Genomic DNA, 20,374 nt, shown 5'->3' on the forward strand with positions numbered 1-20,374 from the left:
ACATAGAGGAGAATAGCGGGACGAATGGGGTTCCTGCGACGGGTGAGGGGCAATATGTGAAAAATAAGTGAATTACTCTGGTGTAACTCTTAGCTGCTCAGAGCGTGTTTTTGCGGCCTGAACCGCCCGATCGACCGAGGTCCGCAGGCCTCCGGCCTCCAGTTCGCGCAGTGCGGCCGCTGTGGTTCCCCCGGGCGAAGTCACCATCGCTCTCAGCTGCGCCGGGGCGGTGTCGATGACCGCATTCGCCGTCCCCTCGGGCTCGTCGCGCCCGTCCAACAGCATCTGCGCCGACCCTGCCATGGTCTGCACGGCCAGATCGGTGGCGCCGCGCCGGCTCAGTCCGGCGGCGACCCCGGCGTCGACCAGCGCCTCGACCATCAAAAAGAAATAGGCGGGCCCGGAACCCGACACGGCGGTGACGGCATCCAGCTGTTCCTCCGGAACGATCGCCACCGTGCCGACGCATTCGAACAGCGCGGCGACCTGGTCGACCTGCTCGCTACTGGGGAACCGTCCCTTGGCCAGCGCGCTGGCCCCGGCGCCGACCTTGACCGGGGTGTTCGGCATCACGCGGATGACTGCGGTGCCCGCCGGCAGCTTCGCTTCCACGTACCCGGTGGTGACGCCGGCCACGATGGTCACCAGAACCTGTTCGGGACTGGCCTCGGAGGCGGCGGTGACGTTCTTGGCGAACTCGGCGACGACGGAGTCCACGTCCTGCGGCTTCACCGCGACGATCACGATGGAGGCGTTCTCCACCGCGTCGGCGACCGATGTCACCAGCACCGAATACTTCTCGGCGAGCTGTCGGGCCCGGTCACCGAACCGCTCGGCAACGACCAGGTCTTTGACCGGGCGTCCAGCCGCCAGCAAACCCGCCAGCAAGGCTTCGCCCATGTTCCCGCCGCCGATGATCGCGATTCTGGCCATGGCGACAGCATGGCAGACCGGGCGATCGCAAGCGCGGCGGAGCCGCGCGCGGCGGGTCGACCGCAACAACCCAGAGCGATCGCAAGCGCGGCGGAGCCGCGCGCGGCGGGTCGACCGCAACAACCCAGGGCGATCGCAAGCGGCGGGTCGACCGGCGAAACCTGAACTGCCCGACCGGCGCTACCGGGCGGGGACCATGGCCAGCTGCCGGGACTGCACCACGATCCGGCCCTCGCAGTCCACGACGGTGTGGTCTTCGTCGAACCAGTCCTGACCGATCTGCACGCAGCTGCAGATCACCCGCAGCCAGCCGTCGGCCGGGACGGCCCGCAGGTAGGCGGTGAGCTGCACGGTGGGCGCCCAGCCGTTGCGGTTGACGGCGTAGGTCACCGGCGCCGACACATCGCCGCACAGCAGCGCGAACAGCACGTCGGGCGCGGCGTCTTTGGGCCGCACCCACATCTCGATCACCGGTGGGCCGCCGTCCGAGCGCGGGCCGAGCGTGGTCAACGCCGGCCGGATATCGCAGCCATGTGCCAGGTGCACGATGTGTTCCATCGGATGGCCCGGACCGATCGGCTCCAAGCCGGGTGGCGGCTCCGGCGTCATCAACGGCACCACCGGGTTGAACGACAGCAGTGGCGGCGCCTGGTGCTCAGGCTCGCTCAAGGTGACGACGGTGCGCACCGCGGTGCGGTCGCCCTGGGTGAGTTCAACGTCGACGAGGCTGACCCGGCGGCCGCGCTTGCGGATCGTGGTCACCAGCCGCATCGGACCGGGGTCCGGCGCCCACAGATAGCTGGCGGACACAGCGACCGGCTCCAGGCCGCCGCCATGGGCGGTGCGGGCGGCGTTGGCGCAGAGCGCCAGCATGGCGCCGCCGTGCACCTTGGGGCCGATCGTCCAGTGCCGGTTGAGTTCACCGGCGAAGATGACGGTGTCGCCATCGTCATGGCCATCGATTCGCACCAGGGCCATGGCGTCGGTGAACAGCGTGGATGAGGTCACACGGGGCTCCTTGTGTCCAAGCGATCAGCAGGTACAGGCGATCAGCGCAGCAAGTGCGTGCGGGCGAACTGTAACGACTCGATCAGCAGCGCCTCGCGCTCGTGCGGCGAACGCGCCTGCGAAGTGGTGACCTCCAGCACCACGTGACCGGTGAAATCACCGGCGGCCAGCAGCTGGCACACCTCGATCGTGGGCTGGTCGCCGCGTCCGGGCACCAGATGCTCATCAGCCGGCAGCCCGGTGCCGTCGCACAGGTGCAGGTGCGTCAGGCCCGAACCCATCCGGCGGGCCATCTCCAACGCGTCGGTGCCGGCCGTCGCGGTGTGCGAGAGGTCCAGCGTGTAGTGCGCGTGGTCGCCGTCGAGTGGGTCGTGGGACGGCGCGAACGCCGAAATCCCCGCTCCCGGGCCACCGCCGCGGCGGCGCATCCGCTCGCGGGACTGATCAGCGCCGAAGAACCGGTCGGCCCGGAACGGGAACATGTTCTCCACCGCCACCGCAACCTGGCTGGTGGCCTCCAATTCGGCGACTTGATCGCTGAATCCCTCGGCGTAGCGCCGCTGCCAGCGGAACGGCGGGTGCACCACGACGGTCTCCGCCTCGAGCCGTTCAGCGGCACGGACACTGCGTTCCAGCTTGTGGATCGGGTTGGCGCCCCAGACCCGTTGCGAGATCAGCAGACACGGCGCATGTACCGACAGCACCGGAACGCGGTACTTGCGCGACAGCCCTCGCACGGCGCCGATGTCCTGGCTGACCGACTCCCCCCACACCATCAGCTCGACGCCGTCGTACCCGAGCCGGGCCGCGTACTCGAAAGCGGCCTCGGCCCGCAGGGGGTAAACCGAAGCTGTCGACAAGCCGACCTTGATGGCGGGGCGCACGGACTAATAGTGAACGGCTAATTGGCGTGTAGCGCCAGCGGCCCCAAAGTGACCAGCAGACCGACCGCGACCGCGATCAAGGTGCTGACGATGTCGACGGTCTTGCGGACGGCCTGCACGGCGGCGACCAGACCGAGCGTGACCAGCACCGTGAGCACCAGTGCCACGATGCTGTTCCACCGCCACAGCTGGTCGAAGGCGATGAACAATCCGCCGCCGAACGCCACCGCCAACATCGATTGCAGCACCACCAGCAACCCGCCGACCGCCCCCGGTCGGCCGACGTACTCGTCGGCCGGGTCGGATGTGACGTTGTCGGCATCGTCGGATCCGGCTAAGGCTGCGGCATCGGCAGGGTCGACGTCAGCGTCGAAATCCGCCCGGGCCGACCGGTCGGTGCTGCCGGCCTTGTCGAGGAAGGAGCGCACGTAGGCGGAGTCCCCGGTCGGCAGCTCGGGCTCCCGCACGTCGGTGTCCATCACGTCGACTTCGACGTCGGCATAGGTGTCGACCGGGTCGGGACGCATTCGTTCCGCGCCCGAGCCCGTCGACTGGGCGGCGACCGCCGGGCGGCCGTTCTCCGCGGGCGGCGGATCGGACCGGCGCATCGGTCGCGGGTAAGCACTTTGCTGGGGGCCGCTACTGCGCGCGGGTTGCGGCGGGGATTTGGGCCAGCGCGGTTCGGGTTCCGACCGCTGGGGGGCCTCTACCCGCTCGACGGGTCGTGGCCCGGTGGACGGCGCGTTGCCCCGCTCCACGGGACGTGGCCCGGTGGCAGGCCGGTTGCCCCGCTCCACGGGGCGTGGCCCGGTGGCGGGCCCGCTGCTCCGCTCCACGGGACGTGGCCCGGTGGCCGACGGCTCCTCGTCGACGAACCCCGGTGCCGGGCCGGCGAGCAAGCCTCCGGTCGCCTCGCCGTCGGAACGCTCGGCGCTCTCGGAGCCGTCCGACGGCTCGTCTGGAGGGTCCTGCCCCGGGGGGCCGTCCTCGTCGCGGATGATCGGGATCTCGCCGGTCAGTTCGGCGACCGTAACCGCGTCGGCATTGCCGCGCCTGCGCCGACGCCTCCCGGTGACCGGCGGCGAGCCGATCGTCCCGTTCTTGGCGAGCAGTTCGGCAACCGAGATCGGCCGCGTCTCGACGTCGCGGGGATCCGGCTTGGGCCCAGTCATCGTCGGTTCCCTCCCGCCCCTCGGGCCATGCCCACAGATGAGGATCGCAGCAAGGTGGCGCTGTCGGCTTCACGGTCGAGTCGCCGCAGGATCAAGCCCTCCCGCAATGCCCACGGGCAAATCTGAACCGTTTCGATCGACAGCGCTCGCATGCTTGCTTCCGCCACCAGGGCACCCGCCACGATCTGCGGGGCCCGCTCGGCGCTCACCCCCTCCAATTCGGCACGATCGGCCGTGGTCATCCTAGAGATGAATGATATGAGCTGCCTAAGGCCAGCGGCGGTCAATGTGCGCCGCACTCGCGGCCCGGCGGCCGACGGAGCCGCACCGGTGAGCCGGGCCAGCGAACGAAACGTCTTGGAACTCGCCACCGCCAGGTCGGGCGGACCGGCGTCGAGCACGGTGGCGGCCGCCGTCGCCAACTCGGTGTCCAGCCAGTCCCGCAACATCGCCACCCGGCGCCGCCCGGGCGGGTCTTCGGGCAGCCATTCCCGGGTTAGCCGGCCGGCGCCCAGCGGCAGCGACAACGCCACCTGAGGCTCCTCGTCGAGACCGCTGGACATTTCCAGCGAGCCGCCGCCGATGTCGAGGTTGATGATCCGTCCGGCGCTCCAGCCGAACCACCGCCGAACGGCCAGGAAGGTCAGCCGGGACTCGTCCTCCCCCTCCAACACCTGCAGCTCGACGCCGGCCTCGGTGCGCACCCGGGCCAGCACGTCCTCGGAGTTGGACGCGTCGCGCACCGCCGAGGTGGCGAACGCCATCAGCTCGGCGCAGCCCGAACTCGCTGCGATCGTGGCGAATTCGCCGATCGTGGACACCAGTTTGTCGGCGCCGCGCCGGGTGATCTTGCCCGAGCTGTCGGTGGCCTCCGCCAGCCGTAACGTGGCCTTGGTCGAACTCATCGGGGTCGGGTGACCGCCCCGGTGGGCATCGACCACAAGGAGATGGACAGTGTTGCTGCCGACGTCGAGCACGCCTAATCGCACGGAACCAACTTAGTGGGGCGAGGCATCGTCAACGCGAGACAACCGGAATTTCTGGTCTAGCGTGGAGTTTTGTGACCCCCACGCAGCCCGGCCCCCGTCGCCGTGAAGTCGGTTTGGACTTTCCCCGCGAATGGGTGGAGTTCTACGACCCGGACAACTCCGAGCATCTGATCGCCGCCGACCTGACCTGGCTGCTGTCGCGCTGGACGTGCGTGTTCGGCACCGCGGCCTGCCAGGGCATCGTGGCCGGCCGGCCCGACGACGGATGCTGTTCGCACGGCGCCTTCCTGTGCGACGACGACGACCGCGCCAACCTCGATGACGCCGTCGCAAAGCTGACCGACGCCGACTGGCAGTACCGCGACAAGGGTCTGGGCAAGAAGGGCTACCTGGAGTACGACGAGAACGACGGCGAGGAGCAACTGCGCACCCGAACCGTCAAGGGCGCCTGCATCTTCTTGAACCGGCCCGGTTTCGCCGGCGGGGCGGGCTGCGCATTGCACATCAAGGCCGTCCGGCTGGGCGTGGAGCCGCTGACCATGAAACCCGAGGTGTGCTGGCAACTGCCGATCCGGCGCAGCCAGGAGTGGGTGACCCGGCCCGACGACACCGAGATCCTCAAGACGACGATCACCGAATTCGACCGGCGGGGCTGGGGTTCCGGCGGCGAAGACCTGCACTGGTACTGCACCGGTGACCCGGCGGCGCACGTCGGCACCAGGCAGGTTTGGCAGAGCCTGGCGCCTGAACTCACCGAACTGCTGGGCGCCAGGGCCTACGCCGAGCTGGCGGGGATCTGCAAGCGCCGCAACGAACTCGGCCTGGTGGCGCTGCATCCCGCCACCGAAGCTGCGCAACGCAACTCCGACGGGTAGCGGAGCATCGTACACTTCGATGGCTAACGGTCCATGAACCAATAACTGCAGGTCAGCTGTTGTTTCTGGCCGAAGCAGGACCGCCGGCGGAGCCCGCGCACCACGAGAACCACCGCCAACCAGGGCAATCAATGGTGTGCGGAGTCACGGAGGAATGATTTTCGGCAAGGGGCGCACGTCGGTATGATCGTCAGTGGCCTCCCCGCTAGGCGCAGCAACGTCAGAGTGCGTAACGAATTGAGAAACTCGCGCTACGCGGGCATGATCTTGTATTACACACGCCCGCTGGAGATTCATGATCAGGACCGACATGCACACCGTGGAGCTCGACCGGAACGGACTCACGCCGCCGGTAGTTCTTAGGCCTCCCGTGGTCCTCGAAGCGCGAAAACTCAACAAACAGTTCGGTGACGGCGATTCCGCCACACCGGTATTGCGCAACATCGATATCCAGATAACCCGCGGTGAATTCGTCGCCCTGGTCGGACCGTCCGGTTCCGGCAAGTCCACCCTGCTGAGCATCCTGGGCCTGCTGGACATGCCGACCACCGGCGATGTTCTCATCAACGGCCACAGCGTCTCGGCGCTGTCACGCCGGCAGTTGGCCACTGTCCGGTGTCAGACACTCGGTTACGTCTTCCAAGCATTCAACCTCCTAGCGGGCCTGTCGGTCGTGGAGAACGTCATGCTCCCGGGCCTGCTGGCCGGTAAATCCGGCCGCTCCCAGCACGCTCACGCGATGAGTCTGCTGGATCAGGTCGGGCTGGCCGCGAAATCCAAGCGGGTCCCGTCGGAGTTGTCCGGCGGCGAACAGCAACGCGTGGCCGTCGCGCGAGCACTTTTCATGAAACCCGACGTCATTCTCGCCGACGAGCCGACCGGCAATCTGGACACCGTTAATGGCCACCGCGTTATCGACGCCTTGTACAACCTGAATGCGGCCGGCCAGACAATTGTTCTGGTGACGCATGACCGGAAAATCGCCGACGACGCCCCGCGTTTGGTTTCACTGCTCGACGGTGAAATCGAGACGGACAGTGGAATGGCTCATACGCCCAACAATGTGACATGGCTCGCGGAACATTAGCCGCGACCTTCGGCCTCCTTCGGATAATCAATTTCCGGGCCGTTCGTAAACACGCTTTCCGGGCTGCACTGGCCGCTTTCTCGCTGGGTGGCGGCGTCGCAGTCGTCGTGGCCGTCATGATCGAGGTCACCAGCGTCTCCAAGGCTGTCGACGACGTCGGTTACCAGATCGCCGGACCGGCGCCATTGCGGGTGGTCGGTGCGGCCACCCGGGGCGGCATCAGCCCGGCGGTCGTCGAAGACACCCGCTCGGTGCCCGGGGTGGCGGCCGTCGTGCCGGTCATCCGCGGCGTGACGATGATCCGCAGCAATGGCGACAGTGACAAGGAGAGCTTCGGACTGGGCCTCGGCGTGGACTGCTCCGCACAGTGGATCGTCGACCCGAAGGTCTGCCAGACCGGGCAGCTCGAACCCCCGCCGTCGATCTCGCGCTCACTTGGCGACTCCCTGGGCTCCACAGCGACCCTGGTCACCGACGTCGGGCAGCTGTCGGTGGACAAGTTCCAGCGGGTGCCCGATCTGGACGACGTCAACAACGGTCTGGTCGCGGTGATGCCGCTGAGCATGGCCAAAGTGCAGTTCGCCCGCGGTGACCGAGTGGACATGCTGTACGTAACTCTGGCCAAGGACGCCGACTCCGCGCAGGTCCAGCAGCGGTTGGAGACCACGCTCGGCCCCACCTACAGCGTGCAGACCCGCAGCGAACCTGCGCGCGGCTACAACGTCAACGACGTGCTGTTGCCCCTGCTGGGCATCTTCGCGCTGATCTCGGTCGGAGTCGGGGTCATCCTGATCACCCAGATCACCAGACTCTCGGTTGAGGAACGCCGCCGCGAGATCGCGATCGCCTCCGCGCTGGGGGCGTCCCCGGCCTCGATCATGACCGGATTCCTCAGCGAGGCCGCCCTGTTGGGCGCGGCGGGATCGGCGATGGGCGTGCTGACCGGCATCGTGATCTCCGAACCGATCGTGTCCAGCGCCAGCGAGCTGACCGAACGGTTCGTCGGCGTCACCGTCCCAGTGGTCCTCAAACCGGCGATCCTGGTGGTCGGCGTGCTGGCCGGCCTCCTGCTGGCGGTCGGCGCCGCGGTAGGTCCCGCCCTGACGGCGTCCAAAACCCCCATCGCAGCTGAATTGTCCGGTCGGGCGGCGCAGGAACAGACCACGCAACGCAAGATCTGGTTCAAGGCACTGCTGCTGCTGGCGATCGGGCTGGCCGGGGTGATCGCAGCACGGCTGGCGACGCTTTCCGGCGCCTTGGTGGCCTGGCAGGCCATCATCGCCGATGCCGGCGCCGTTGTTGCGCTCATCGGCCTGCTACTGGCCACTGCGTACCTGAGCGCGCAAGCCGTCACCAGCCTGCGCCCGCGGCCGGACAAGTCGAACGGGGCGACGCTGACCATCGCCCTGAACGCGCTGCGTTCGGACCGGTCGCGCACCGCGGCCATCTCGGGCGCCATCGCGGTGCCCGTGGTGGTCGCCATCCTGCTGTCGGGATTCCTGGTGGCGATCCACATGGGCGCCACCAAGGTTGCCGAATCCCAGGCGGACGGCCGCATTGCGATCACCACGACGCAGTTCGCCGATTACGGGCCCATTGATGCCCGATTCGCCCCGCAGACGGTCAACAAACTGAACTCGGTGGCCGGCGTGGAAAAGATCGAGCGGATGGCTGAAATCGAGATCAGCCTCAAAGACGGGTCGCTGGCACATATTCAGGCGCAGGATCGGCCGACATTTCCGTTCGGATTACTCGCCGGGCAATCCCCAGAGGCAAGCCAGAAAGCCAATCAGATCGTCATCGGCAGCGTCCTGGCGCGCGAGAAAAATCTCCACATCGGTGACACTCTTGTGTTTGGAAGTGGACTCGACGCACAGGCGATGAGCATCGGCACCATTGTGGCCACCCCCGAATACGGCGGCCGCCGGATCTATATGCCCTACTCGATTGCCGAGCAGATCTACGGCCCGCAGCCCGCCGGCCTGATCTTCGCCACCCCCGAGTCGGGGTTCACCGCCGGTCAGGTCATCGACAACATCGGCGCCGCGACGTTCGACCAGCCGGTGACCGCGGTGGACACCGACGGCTACGCCTCGGACATCGCGACCTCCATCGGCCGCTACCTCACGCCGCTGAACACCCTCAAGTACGGCCTGCTCGCCATCGCCTTCATATCGGTGTTGTCGACGCTGCTGCTGGTCGGGATCCGGCGCAGGCGCGAAGTGGCCCTGATCCAGGCGCTGGGCGCCACCCGCGCGCGGGTGTTCAGCATCACCACCATCGAAGCCGTCGTCGCCGGTGCGGCCGGCGGATTGTTCGGCGCGGTGCTGTCGATCGCCATCTCCGAGGCGGTTCGGCGAGCGGCCGTCGTCAACGTCGGGCTGGTCACCCCACTGGTGTTTCCGTGGACCGATGCGGTGTTGTATGCCGTGCTGGCCACCGTCGCTGCGGTATTCGCGGCCATCATTCCCGCATGGAAGTCCACCCGGTCCACCCCGGCAACCGAACTTCGCGACGAGTGAGCCTCGGCGCGCCGACCCGAAGGATGCAATGACAGTGACCGCCCCCGCGGGTTTCACCGGCGATGCCATTTACCCGGGCGATCGCCTCTACGAGAAGGTGCGTCAAGTCTTCAACGGCCTGATCGACAAGCGGCCGCGGGTGGTGCTGCAGTGCCGCTCGACCGATGACATCGTCGCCGCCGTGCGCTACGCCGTGGACTCCGGCGCCGAGATCGCGGTGCGTAGCGGCGGACACAGCGTCGCCGGCCACTCCACCACCGACGGCGGGATCGTCATCGACCTGACGATGCTGCGCGGAGTGCGGGTCGACGCGGAAGCGCGGATCGCCTACGTCGACGCCGGCGCCACCTGGGGCGACGTGGACCGGGTCACCAGCAGCTACGCCCTGGCCTGCCCCGGCGGGGTGGTGTCCACGACCGGCGTCGGCGGTTTCTCGCTCGGCGGCGGCATCGGGTGGCTGTCCCGCGCCTACGGCATGACCTGTGACAACCTGATCGGCGCGGAGCTGGTGCTGGCGTCCGGCGAGGTGCTGTCGGTCAGCGAGACCGAGAACGCCGACGTGCTGTGGGGCCTGCGCGGCGGAGGCGGCAACTTCGGCGTCGTCGCGCAGTTCATGCTGCGACTGCATCCGGTCGACGGGGTGACCGCCGGTGTGCAGTCCTACCCCGACACCGACGCCGAGGCGGCGTGCAAACACTTCCGCACCCAGATGGACGACGCGCCGGATCACCTGGCCTCAATCCTGGACTTCTCCTCCGACCTCACGTCGGGACAGTCGCTGGTCAACATCCTGGCCTGCTCGACGCGAACCGACCCGGTCGCCGCCGACGACGTCCACGCGCTGCTCAACGTCCGCGGCGCGGCGGCCAAACCCGTGCTGGCACTGCAGCACAAGCTGGAGTACCCGACCTGGCAGCAGGCCATCGACCAGACGGCGCCGTACGGCTGGCTGAACTACTGGAAGTCGCTGTTCCTGACCGAACTCACCGACGAGGCGATCCGCCGTATCGCCCTGCTCGGCCGGTCGCGGCCCTCGGCGCAGACCCGACTGCACGTGATCCGGCTCGGCGGGTATGCCAGCCGGGTGCCGCCGGAGGCGACCGCCGTCGCCACCCGGGAGCACCCGTACATCATCCATTTGATGACGACCTGGACCGACCCGGCCGACACCGCTCGCTGCACGGCGTGGGCCGGTCAGGCCTTCGAGATCCTGCGGCCGCTAGGCCCCGCCGGCGCCTATCTGAACTTCGTCGGCGACGAAGGCCAGGACCGCATCCGCGCGACCTTCGGCGACGCCGGCTACCAACGTCTCGCCGACCTCAAGGCGCGTCTGGACCCCGACAACAGGTTCACCCTCAACCACAACATCGAGCCCGCGCGCTGACGTTCGCAGTTCTCAGTGTGTCGCCAATGCGGCCACACATTTACGCAGAACAGGGTGGGTATTGTGGTCCGCGGGGGAAAGGACACAGGCATGTCTGGCGCGCACGATGATGACTTGGCGTTTGCCGGCGTCGCGCGCCTGGCGCAGTTGGTGCACGAGCGGGAGGTGTCCCCGCGCGAGCTGGTGACGCTGTACCTGGATCGGATCGCCCGACTTGACCCGGTTCTGAACGTGTTTCGCACGGTGCTCGGCGATCGGGCGATGGCCGAGGCGGCGCACGTGGAGCAGCGGCTGGCGGACGGAGAGGTGCTGCCGCTGGCGGGCGTGCCCATCGCGGTCAAGGACGACACCGACGTGGCTGGCGTTTCCTCGATGTGCGGCACCGGAATTGACGTCGGTCCGGCCAGCACTGACAGCGCCGCGGTTCGCCGGCTGCGCGCCGCCGGCGCGGTGATCATCGGCAAGACCCATCTATCGGAGTTCGGCGCCTACCCGGTGAGCGAATCTGCGACCTGGGGGGTGACCCGCAACCCGTGGGATCTGTACCGGACTCCGGGCGGCTCCAGTGGCGGGTCCGCCGCCGCCGTCGCCTCCGGGATGGTGCCGGGCGCCACCGGCAGCGACAGCGGCGGCTCGGTCCGCATTCCGGCCGCCTGCTGCGGACTGGTCGGGTTGAAGGGGCAGCGCGGACGGATCAGCACCAAGGAGTCGCCCGAACGGGCGTACCGCTTCCACGGCCTCAACCACATCGGGCCGCTGGCCCGCACCGTCGTCGACGCGGCACTGCTGCACGACGCGATGACCGGCCCCGAACCCGACGACGAGATTCCTTCACCGCCGCCGGCGCCGCCACTGATGGAAGCCCTGCTGGCACCGCCGCGGCCGCTGCGGATCGCGATGTCATTCAGGCCGGTGGTCCCGGTACAGGTGAGCGACGAGGTGCGTCGGCCGGTGCTGGAGACCGCGGAGTTGTTGCGTTCACTGGGCCACGAGGTGATCGAACGCGACCCGGTCTATCCGGTGCTGGGTATCGCCGCAGTGCTCGCGCTGTTCATGAACGGGTTCGCCCACGAGATCGAACGGCTGCCGAAAACCGAACTGCTGGAACGGCGCATGCAAGCCGAGGCCCGAACCAGCCGCCTGGTCCCGGATTGGGCTGCCCGCCGCGCCGTCGCCGCCGAGCCCCGGATCACCGCCCGCCTGCAACGCCCGATCGCCGACTTCGACATCCTGATGACCCCGGTGCTGGCGATCCCGCCGGTACGGGTTGGCTACTTCGAGGGATACGGCCCGACCCGTTCGATGCTGCGGATGCTGAAGTTCATCCCGTTCACCTTCCCGCAGTGCTACAGCGGGCAGCCGGCGATCTCCGTCCCGACCGGGATCGCTGCCGACGGCCTACCCGAGGCGGTGCACCTGGTGGCGCGGGCCAACGACGAAGCCACCCTGATTTCCCTTGCCGCACAGATCGAATCGGTACAGCCGTGGGCTCAGCGCCGGCCCCCGACCGAGGCGATGCTGAGCCACGTCGGCTAGGCGATCGCAAGCGGGGCGGAGCCGGGCGGCGCGGTCGCCGTGGTAGCGCAGGTCACTGCATTCACTTGTGTCACTGTGGTTTTGGTTGTGGATAACTTCGGCGACTTGTCGGACATCCGGGCTAGGATTAGCACATGCGTTCGAATGGCCGGGAAGAGATCGTCGAGGCACTCGACGTCCTGGCCGCTGACCTGGACCGGGCGCTGGAACTCGATTTCGATGCGTTGACGCCACGGGAGTGCGTTGCCGTGTTGCGGCGCTGCGAGCGGCTGCGCCGCCGACTGCCGGCGCTGGAGCATCCGATGGTCAACCAGCTCGCCGCCGCCGACCCCGCCGAGATCGGCGGCAAACCTCGCTGGGTGCTGGCCGACGAGTTGCACCTCACCCGTGGTGAAGCCGCCCGCCGCATCACTGACGCCGCCGAACTGGGACCACGCCGGGCCATGACCGGAGAACCCCTAGAAGCGGCATTGCCGACCGTGGCCACCGCTCAACGGCAGGGACACATCGGCGCCGAGCACGTCGCGGTGATCCGCTCCTTCTTCCACTACCTCCCCGACAGCATCGATCCGGGCACCCTGACCCAAGCCGAACAGCACCTGGCCGGCCTGGCCACCCGGTGTCGTCCCGACGAGCTGACCAAACTCGCCCGTCGGCTCACTGATCTCCTGCATCCCGACGGCAACTACTCCGACGACCAACGGGCCAAACGCCGCGGTGTGGTGCTGGGCCCCCAAGACCGCGACGGCATGACCCCGATCAAGGGTTACCTCGATCCGCAGGCACGGGCCACCTGGGATGCGGTCTTGGCCCGCTGGGCGGCCCCGGGAATGTGCAACCCCGCTGACCCCATACCGTGTGCCAGCGGCACACCCACCCAAGAAGCGATCGAGGCCGACACTCGCGGTGCCGCACAACGCAACCATGATGCGCTCACCGCGATGTGCCGCGCCATGCTGGCGTCGGGAGACCTGGGCCAGCACAACGGTTTGCCGGCCACCATCATCGTCTCGACCACCCTGGCCGACCTGGAGGCAGGGGCCGGAAAAGCCCACACCGGCGGCGGGAGTTGGCTGCCGATGTCGGATGTGATCGCCATGGCGTCACACGCCCACCACTACCTGCGCATCTACCAGGGCGCCAAAGAGCTGGCGCTGTATCACACCAAACGACTGGCCTCACCAGCGCAGCGGATCGTGCTGTATGCCAAAGAGCGCGGCTGCGGCCACCCGAACTGCACTGTGCCCGGGTATTGCTGCGAAGTCCACCACGACGATGATTACGCCACCACCGGGCGCACCGACATCGACGGATTGAGCCTGCGCTGTGGTCCCCACCACGAACTCATCACCTCAGGCGGCTGGAAAACCCGCAAACGCCACGACGGCACCACCGAAACCCTGCCGCCACCCCATCTCGACCACGGCCAACCCCGCACCAACTATTACCACCACCCCGAAAAGCTGTTGCACGAGAACAACTCCGACGATGAGGACGGCGAAGGTCCGTAACCGGTGCGGGTCGTCTCCTGCAGTTAATCCAGGTAACCGTTGTCGCGGTACCACTCGTAGCCGGCGCGCAGCGCGGTGCGGAACGGGGTGAACGGCACGCCCAGCTCATTGTGAGACTTGCCGGCGTCGGCGTAGATCTCGGCCGTCGACAGTCGCATCTGCCGAGCATCGATCGGCAGCCGCGGCCCCACAATGGTTCGGGCGACGCTGACCCCGGCCGCCGCCACCGGAATTATCCAGCGCGGCAACACGATCGAGGGCGCACCCCGGCCGAAGAGCTCGTTGGCGGCCGTAAACACCTCACGGAACGGCAGGTTCTCCCCGCCGAGGATGTAGCGTTCCCCGATCCGGCCCCGTTCGGCGGCAGCGATATGTCCCGCCACCACGTCATCGACCGAGACGAAGTTGGTGCCGCCGGGAGCCGCGAACCACAACCGGCCATGCTTTGCTTCGACGAGCATCGCGCTGGCGATGCGGTTGACGTCGCGAGGCCCGATGACCACCGACGGGTTGACGATCACCGCCGGCAGACCCGCCGCGACCGCCTTGCGTAGTTCGGCCTCGGCGAGGTGCTTGCTATGCCCGTAGGGGAACTGCCGGGGGCGGATGTTGAACTCGTCGGTCTCAACCAGCTCATGCCCGCGCACCGGGACGCCCAGTGCGGCAAGCGAGCTGGTGTAGACGAAACGCTGCACCCCGGCGCGCTGAGCGGCGGCGGCCATGTCGCGGGTGCCGTCGACATTGGTGCGGTACAGCCGGGTCTGGGTCCGGTAGCGCCAGTAGTCCGAGATCGCCGCGGTGTGGAACACCCAATCGCAGTCGGCCATCGCCTCGGTCAGCGCATCGACTCCGTCGAGTACGTCACCGACCAGGGTCTCACAGTCCAACCCGTCCAGCGCGGCCATCGGCGACGTCGAACGCCGTAGCACCCGCACCTGCATGCCGCGATCGAGCAACGCGGCCACCAGGTTCGAGCCGACGAATCCGGTTCCGCCGGTGACGAATGCACGCATTAAGGGTCAGAACCGGTAGGTGGTGCAGCCGACCTCGACACCGGACCCGACGGCCATGATCAGTGCGACGTCGCCGGGCTTGACCAGCCCGCGCTGCCGGGCGTCGGCGATCTGATAGGGCAGGGTCGAAGTGAAGGGGTCATTGATCCAGCCCTGCACCTCAAGGTCGACGAACCGCGACCGGTCCACGCCGATGCGCGCGGCCAGGTCGTCGAGAGCGGCGCCGGGTAGGTACGGCGGCAACACCAGGGCGATGTCTTCGGGCTCCAGTGTCTCCAGGGTCAGCAATTCCTTCACCGCCGACGGCAGGCAGCTCAGGTAGATCGACGCCAGGTTCGGGTCGCGGTCCACCCGCAGCCACATATGGCCGTCGCGCTCCTGGGTGTAGCTGGCCAGCGCCCCACGGTATTCCGGATGGTGTTCGAAGACGAACCGGCCGAAGCCTTCCGGTCCGTGGCTTCGGCTCAGCATGATCGCCGACCCGGTCTCGGAGATGCCGTTGCGCCGGTAGCCGCTCTCGACGGTGTTGTTCTCCACCTCGGAGGCCAGCACCATGGCGTGGCCGGTCCGGCCGGCACCGATCATCCCCGCGGCGACATGGCAACCGTTGAGGAAACCGACCGCGCCGTTGAGGATGTCGAACGCGAACGTCTTGGGTGCGTCCGCAGACTCCGGCTCGGCATTGAGCCCGACCTCGCCGGCGACCAGGGTGGCGACCGCCGGTTCGCTCAGGAAGTCGTCACGGTAGATGCCGGTGTGGATGAGAAGTCCGACGTCGGTCCGCTCGACACCGCTGTCGTCCAAGCAGGCGGCGGCAGCGTCAATGGCGAACGCGATGTTGCTGGGCTGCGACCCGCCGGGCCCCGAATCGGGCGCCGCCATGCCAATGCCCTCGATGCGCACCCGCGGTGTCGCCGGCAGTTCCCGGCGACCGGCCGCGGACCGACCGCCGCGACCGGAATGGGCGGCGTGGCCGTTCGCGGCCCGTCGCATCCGGTCGGGCAGGTCGTCGAACGTGTAGAGCCCGGTGCCGATGGTCTGTCCCGAGCCGGTGATGGACAGCACCACGTTGTCGCCGGAGTTGATCCGGCCCGCGTTGATGTAGTCATACAGCGCGACGAAATGCGTGGTGGTGGCGGTGTTTCCACGTTCCGCCAGGTTGCAGATGGTGTTGGCCCGACTGGCCGCGCCCGCACCGAAGACCCGGTTGATGGTCAGGATGGCGTCGTTGATGGACGCCTCGGAGGTCTGGTGCATCAGCAGGTGGTCGGCTGTCTCGGGCCGCCAGCCGTGCCGCTGCATCACCGCCGCGACGTAGGGCACCGAGTGCTTTACCGCGATCGCGGTCTGGGTGACCGAATCGGTGACCATGATCGCGCCGCCATGCGGGCCGTCGGTGGCCTTGGCGATGCACAACTTGGCGAACTCGCTGTAGGTGGCCAGGTCCAGGTCATGGAAACCGACCCGGTCGCCTGCTCCGAGTTCGAGCACCGCCGCCGCGCCGGCGTCACCGACGGTCAGGCAGGCCAACCGCGGGTCCATCGCATTCTCGATCTCGTGCTGCGCGGTTTCGGTGATGTGGCTGATGTATTCGCCACTGAACACCAGCGCGTTGCGCACCAGTCCGGTCTTCAGGAAGTCCTGGGCCACGCTGACCCCGGTGAACATGCCCGCACAGGCGTTGTTGATGTCGAAGCACACCGCGTTGGTCAGCCCCAGCTGGTCGCGCAGCTGCGAGGCCGTGCTGGGCTCGAAGGTGAACATGTGCTCGGGGCCGTCGCAGCGGGAGATGTTGCAGGCGATGACCAGGTCGATCTGTTCGGGCTGGTAGCTCGAACGGGACAGGCAGTCCTCAATCGCCTTGCGGCCCAGATCGATCGAGAACTCGTCGACACCGGCCATCCGCCGGTTCTTGATGCCGGTGAGTCGCTCCAGCGGGATCTTCACCTCGTTGACGCAGTCGGCCAGCACCTGCTCGGTGGAGACCGCCCGTGGCGGCAGGTACACGCCGAGGCTTTCGATCACGACGTTGCGCGACGGACCGGTCTGCACCGGCTTGATCACCGGCGCTGCAACGGCTTTCGGAGGCGCGGGCGCATCCCGAACAGCCGGGACAGCCGGGACGCCCGGCCCGGAAGGCACTGCCGCGGCCGCGGTGTCGTCGCCGATCGGGCCGAATTCGGCGGCCAGCTCGACGATGGTGCCGTAGACGAACAGCGACTCCGGCCGCAGTTCCAACCCGAGCTCCCCCACCCGCACCGCGACCTCCAGCGCCTGGGTGGAGGCACCACCGAGGGCGAAGAAGTCGTCGGTGACGCCGACGCGATCCACGTCGAGCACCTCGCGCCAGATCTTCGCCAGCACCTCTTCGGTGTGGTCGCGCGGAGCCACGAACTCTGTCGGTGTCGCGTCGAGGTCCTCGTCGACGGCCAGCAGTGCCCGGCGATCCACCTTGCCGCTGGCGGACAGCGGAAGCAGGTCGGTGGTGCGGAACACCGCAGGCACCATCGCCGCCGGCACCAGGTCCAGCAGGAAACGGCGCAGCTCCGCGGTGCCCGGCGCGGCGGCCACCGGCACGATATGCGCGATCAGCGCGGTGTTGCCGGAGCTGTCTTTGCGTGCCACGACGGCGCATTCGGCGACGCCGGGGTGCTTGGCCAGCGCGGCCTCCACCTCGCGGAGCTCGATCCGGAAACCGTTGATCTTCACCTGGTCGTCACGGCGGCCCAGGTACTCGATGTTGCCGTCGGGCAGATACCGGGCCAGGTCGCCGGTGCGGTAGAGGAGCGCACCCGGGTGATCGGTGAACGGGTCGTTGCCGAACGCGGCAGCGGTGGCCTCGGGCCGGTTCAGGTAGCCGCGGGCCACGCCGACGCCACCGATGTGCAGTTCGCCGGGAACCCCGATCGGAACCGGGTTGCCCGCGGCGTCCAACAGGTGGATCGCGATATTGGCGATCGGCCGTCCGATCGGGACGATCGGCTCGGTTGCCCCGCGCACGCAATGGAAGTGCGTGACGTCGATCGCGGCCTCGGTCGGGCCGTAGAGGTTGTACAGCTCGGCGGGAAGGGCAGCGAAGAACGCGTCGCGCAGGTCAGCGGTGAGTGCTTCACCGCTGCAGAACACCCGGCGCAGCCCCGTACAGGACGCCGCCTCCGGTTCCGCCAAGAAGCGGCGCAGCATCGATGGAACGAAATGCATTGTGGTTACGCGCTGTTCGGCGATAGTCCGGGCCAGGTAGCCGGCGTCCTTGTGGCCCTCCGGTTTGGCGATCACCACCCGGGCGCCAACGGTCAACGGCCAGAAGATCTCCCAGACGAACGGGTCGAAGTTGATCGGCGTCTTGTGCAGCACCCGATCCTCGGCGGTCAACGGATAGGCGTCCTGCATCCACAGCAGTCGGTTGCGGATGCCGGCATGACTGTTCAGCACACCCTTGGGCGCACCGGTGGAACCGGAGGTGTACATCAGGTAGGCAAGGTCGACCGAGGGCACTTCGGGAGCGGATTGCTCCTCAGCCGGTACCGCCGAGGGCTGATCGAGGCAGAGCCGAGATCCGGTGAAACCCGTTGGCACGTGGGGCAAATGCTGGCGGTGGGTGACGCAGACCGGCGCATCCGGCACGTCGGCGAGCATCGCCTCCATCCGCCCGGCCGGCTGGGCGGGGTCCAGCGGCAGGAAGACACCACCGGCCTTGAGCACACCGAGCAGTGCGATCACCAGATCTTCGGAGCGGTCCATCAGCACCGGCACCACGGCGGGGCCGGCTGCGGCACCGACGCCGAGCTGACGCAGCCGGTGCGCCAACCCGTTGGCCCGCCGGTCCAGTTCGGCGTAGCTCAGCTCCCGGCCGTCGTAGGTCACCGCGACGGCGTCGGGCGTGCGTGCGGCGGCGACGGCGACCATCTCGTGCAGGCCGGCCGGGGCCGAAGAAACCGGGTAGTCGACCGCGGTGTCGTTCCAGGACTGTAGCTCGGCTCGCTCGGTGTCGGTGAGCATCGGCAACCGCGACACCGGACCGTCGGCGGCCCCGGGCTCCACCAATCCCGCCAACAGCAGGGTGAAGTGCTGCGCCATCAACTCCATGGTCGCGGCGTCGAACAGGTCGGTGTTGTACTGCAGCGCGGCCTCTAGCCGGTCCTCATGCTCGCCCACCTGCATGGTGATGTCGAACGGGGAGCCGCCCTGACCGATGTGCAGAGTTTCCAGGTTCAGGGCGTCAGAGACGCCGGGGGTGTCAGAGACGTCGGAGACGCCGGTATCAGCGGTGCCTGTGTTCTCTTGGAACAGCCGGACCTGCTGCCAGGCGAACGACACCTGGAACAGCGGGGTGCGCCCGGCGTCGCGCACCGGCCGCAGCCGCTCCACGAGCAACGGCAGCGGATAGTCCTGGTGGCCGATCGCGCCCAGCACGGTGTGTTTGACCTGGCCCAGCAGCGCAACGAAGGACGGGTCGTCGCTCACGTCGACGCGCAGCGGCAACGGGTTGGTGACATAGCCGACCATGCCCATCAGCCCGGCCCGGTCACGGCACGCGAACGGCGAACCGATGACCAGGTCGTCCTGACCGCTGTAGCGGTGCAGCAGCACCGCGTAGGCGGCCAGCATGGTCATGTACGGCGTCGCGCCGACGGTCCGCGCCACCTGTTTCAGCCCGGCAGTCACCTGCGCGTCGATGCTGAACCGGTGCAGCGCGCCGCCGTAGGTCTGCACGGCCGGCCGCGGCCGATCGGTGGGCAGCGCCAGCGTCGGCAGCTCACCGCTGAACGCCTCGCGCCAGTACTCCCAGAGCCGCTCGCCGTCGGGTCCAGCCAGCATCCGGGCCTGCTGCGCGGCGTAGTCGACATACCGGTCTGCGGTCGCCTCCGGCGGCGGGGCGCCGTGCTCGGCGGCATACAGCGTGCCCAGCTCATCGAGAATGACGTCGATGGACCAGAAGTCGACGGCGATGTGGTGCACGGTCAGCACCAGCACGTGATCTGTCTTCTCGCCCCCCAGGGCGCGCTGCAACAGGGTCAGCCGCAGCACCGGACCGGTGCGCAGATCGAACGGTCGGTCGGTCTCGGTCTGGATCCATTCCTGCAGCTCGGCCGCGTCCGCACCGATACGCTGCGTGGCGATCCGCACCGGCCAATGCGCGTGGACGAGTCCGATCGGCTGGCCGTCCCGCTCGGTGTAGGTGGTCCGCAGCATCGGGTGCCGGTCCACCAACGCCTGGGCCGCCCGCTCCAGGGCCGGCACGTCGAGGCCGGCGCCGATGCGTCCCGCGTAGGCGACGGTGTAGGCGGCGCTGTCGGGTGCGAGCCGGTGTACGAACCACATCGACCGCTGTCCGTAGGACAACTCGTGTTCGGAGGCCGCGTTCTGCGCTTTGGCCTTCAGCAACTGGGCCAGCAGTTCACGTTTCTTCTCCGGCGACAGGCCGGAGATGTCGATGGGCACCTCGGGGTGATCCGCCAT

13 protein-coding genes are annotated in these 20,374 nt (G+C 68.1%); 6 read left to right on the forward strand and 7 right to left on the reverse strand.

Translation table 11 applies throughout. From position 1 onward, the window contains the following. Nucleotides 1-72: 72 nt before the first annotated feature. The 5 genes from proC to ACZYY4_RS07770 are packed head-to-tail and all read right to left on the reverse strand — an operon-like array spanning nucleotide 73 to nucleotide 4,986. Nucleotides 73-1,056 carry a pyrroline-5-carboxylate reductase gene (gene proC / locus ACZYY4_RS07750; RefSeq protein ID WP_463809129.1) on the reverse strand — a complete coding sequence of 328 codons (984 nt, stop codon included), beginning with the start codon at nucleotides 1,054-1,056 and terminating at the stop codon, nucleotides 73-75. A 57-nt stretch (nucleotides 1,057-1,113) separates the two neighbouring features. Beyond that, complete coding sequence (locus ACZYY4_RS07755; RefSeq protein ID WP_463809131.1) at nucleotides 1,114-1,941, reverse strand: thioesterase family protein; 828 nt, start codon at nucleotides 1,939-1,941, stop codon at nucleotides 1,114-1,116. 41 nt (nucleotides 1,942-1,982) lie between these two features. Then, a complete protein-coding gene (locus ACZYY4_RS07760; protein WP_463809133.1) occupies nucleotides 1,983-2,825 on the reverse strand; it encodes a sugar phosphate isomerase/epimerase family protein in 843 nt (280 codons plus the stop codon). Between the two features lie 17 nt (nucleotides 2,826-2,842). Then, nucleotides 2,843-3,997 (reverse strand): hypothetical protein, encoded by a 1,155-nt coding sequence (locus ACZYY4_RS07765; protein ID WP_463809135.1) that lies wholly within the window; start codon nucleotides 3,995-3,997, stop codon nucleotides 2,843-2,845. Next, complete coding sequence (locus tag ACZYY4_RS07770) at nucleotides 3,994-4,986, reverse strand: Ppx/GppA family phosphatase (RefSeq protein WP_463809137.1); 993 nt, start codon at nucleotides 4,984-4,986, stop codon at nucleotides 3,994-3,996. The genes ACZYY4_RS07765 and ACZYY4_RS07770 overlap by 4 nt, the downstream gene beginning before the upstream one ends. A 71-nt stretch (nucleotides 4,987-5,057) precedes the next feature. Here ACZYY4_RS07770 and ACZYY4_RS07775 point away from each other — a divergent pair, with 71 nt between their 5' ends. The 6 genes from ACZYY4_RS07775 to ACZYY4_RS07800 all read left to right on the forward strand — a co-directional run bounded on the left by ACZYY4_RS07775 (nucleotide 5,058) and on the right by ACZYY4_RS07800 (nucleotide 13,901). After that, nucleotides 5,058-5,861, forward strand: coding sequence for a DUF3109 family protein (locus ACZYY4_RS07775; protein ID WP_463809138.1), 804 nt, complete (start codon nucleotides 5,058-5,060; stop codon nucleotides 5,859-5,861). A 295-nt stretch (nucleotides 5,862-6,156) separates the two neighbouring features. Next, complete coding sequence (locus ACZYY4_RS07780) at nucleotides 6,157-6,948, forward strand: ABC transporter ATP-binding protein (RefSeq protein WP_463809140.1); 792 nt, start codon at nucleotides 6,157-6,159, stop codon at nucleotides 6,946-6,948. 116 nt (nucleotides 6,949-7,064) lie between these two features. Beyond that, on the forward strand, nucleotides 7,065-9,470 hold the full coding sequence (locus tag ACZYY4_RS07785; RefSeq protein ID WP_463809641.1) for an FtsX-like permease family protein: 2,406 nt from the start codon (nucleotides 7,065-7,067) through the stop codon (nucleotides 9,468-9,470). A 34-nt stretch (nucleotides 9,471-9,504) separates the two neighbouring features. Next, nucleotides 9,505-10,854, forward strand: coding sequence for an FAD-binding oxidoreductase (locus ACZYY4_RS07790; RefSeq protein ID WP_463809142.1), 1,350 nt, complete (start codon nucleotides 9,505-9,507; stop codon nucleotides 10,852-10,854). Nucleotides 10,855-10,944: 90 nt separating this feature from the next. Next, on the forward strand, nucleotides 10,945-12,390 hold the full coding sequence (locus ACZYY4_RS07795) for an amidase family protein (RefSeq protein ID WP_463809144.1): 1,446 nt from the start codon (nucleotides 10,945-10,947) through the stop codon (nucleotides 12,388-12,390). Nucleotides 12,391-12,524: 134 nt separating this feature from the next. Continuing rightward, nucleotides 12,525-13,901, forward strand: a complete 1,377-nt coding sequence (locus tag ACZYY4_RS07800) for an HNH endonuclease signature motif containing protein (RefSeq protein ID WP_463809146.1) — start codon at nucleotides 12,525-12,527, stop codon at nucleotides 13,899-13,901. Nucleotides 13,902-13,924: 23 nt separating this feature from the next. Here ACZYY4_RS07800 and ACZYY4_RS07805 read toward each other — a convergent pair whose 3' ends face one another. Beyond that, a complete protein-coding gene (locus ACZYY4_RS07805; RefSeq protein WP_463809148.1) occupies nucleotides 13,925-14,914 on the reverse strand; it encodes an NAD-dependent epimerase/dehydratase family protein in 990 nt (329 codons plus the stop codon). A gap of 6 nt (nucleotides 14,915-14,920) precedes the next feature. Then, nucleotides 14,921-20,374, reverse strand: a complete 5,454-nt coding sequence (locus tag ACZYY4_RS07810) for an amino acid adenylation domain-containing protein (protein WP_463809150.1) — start codon at nucleotides 20,372-20,374, stop codon at nucleotides 14,921-14,923.

Source organism: Mycobacterium sp. IDUB_21 (assembly GCF_055419425.1).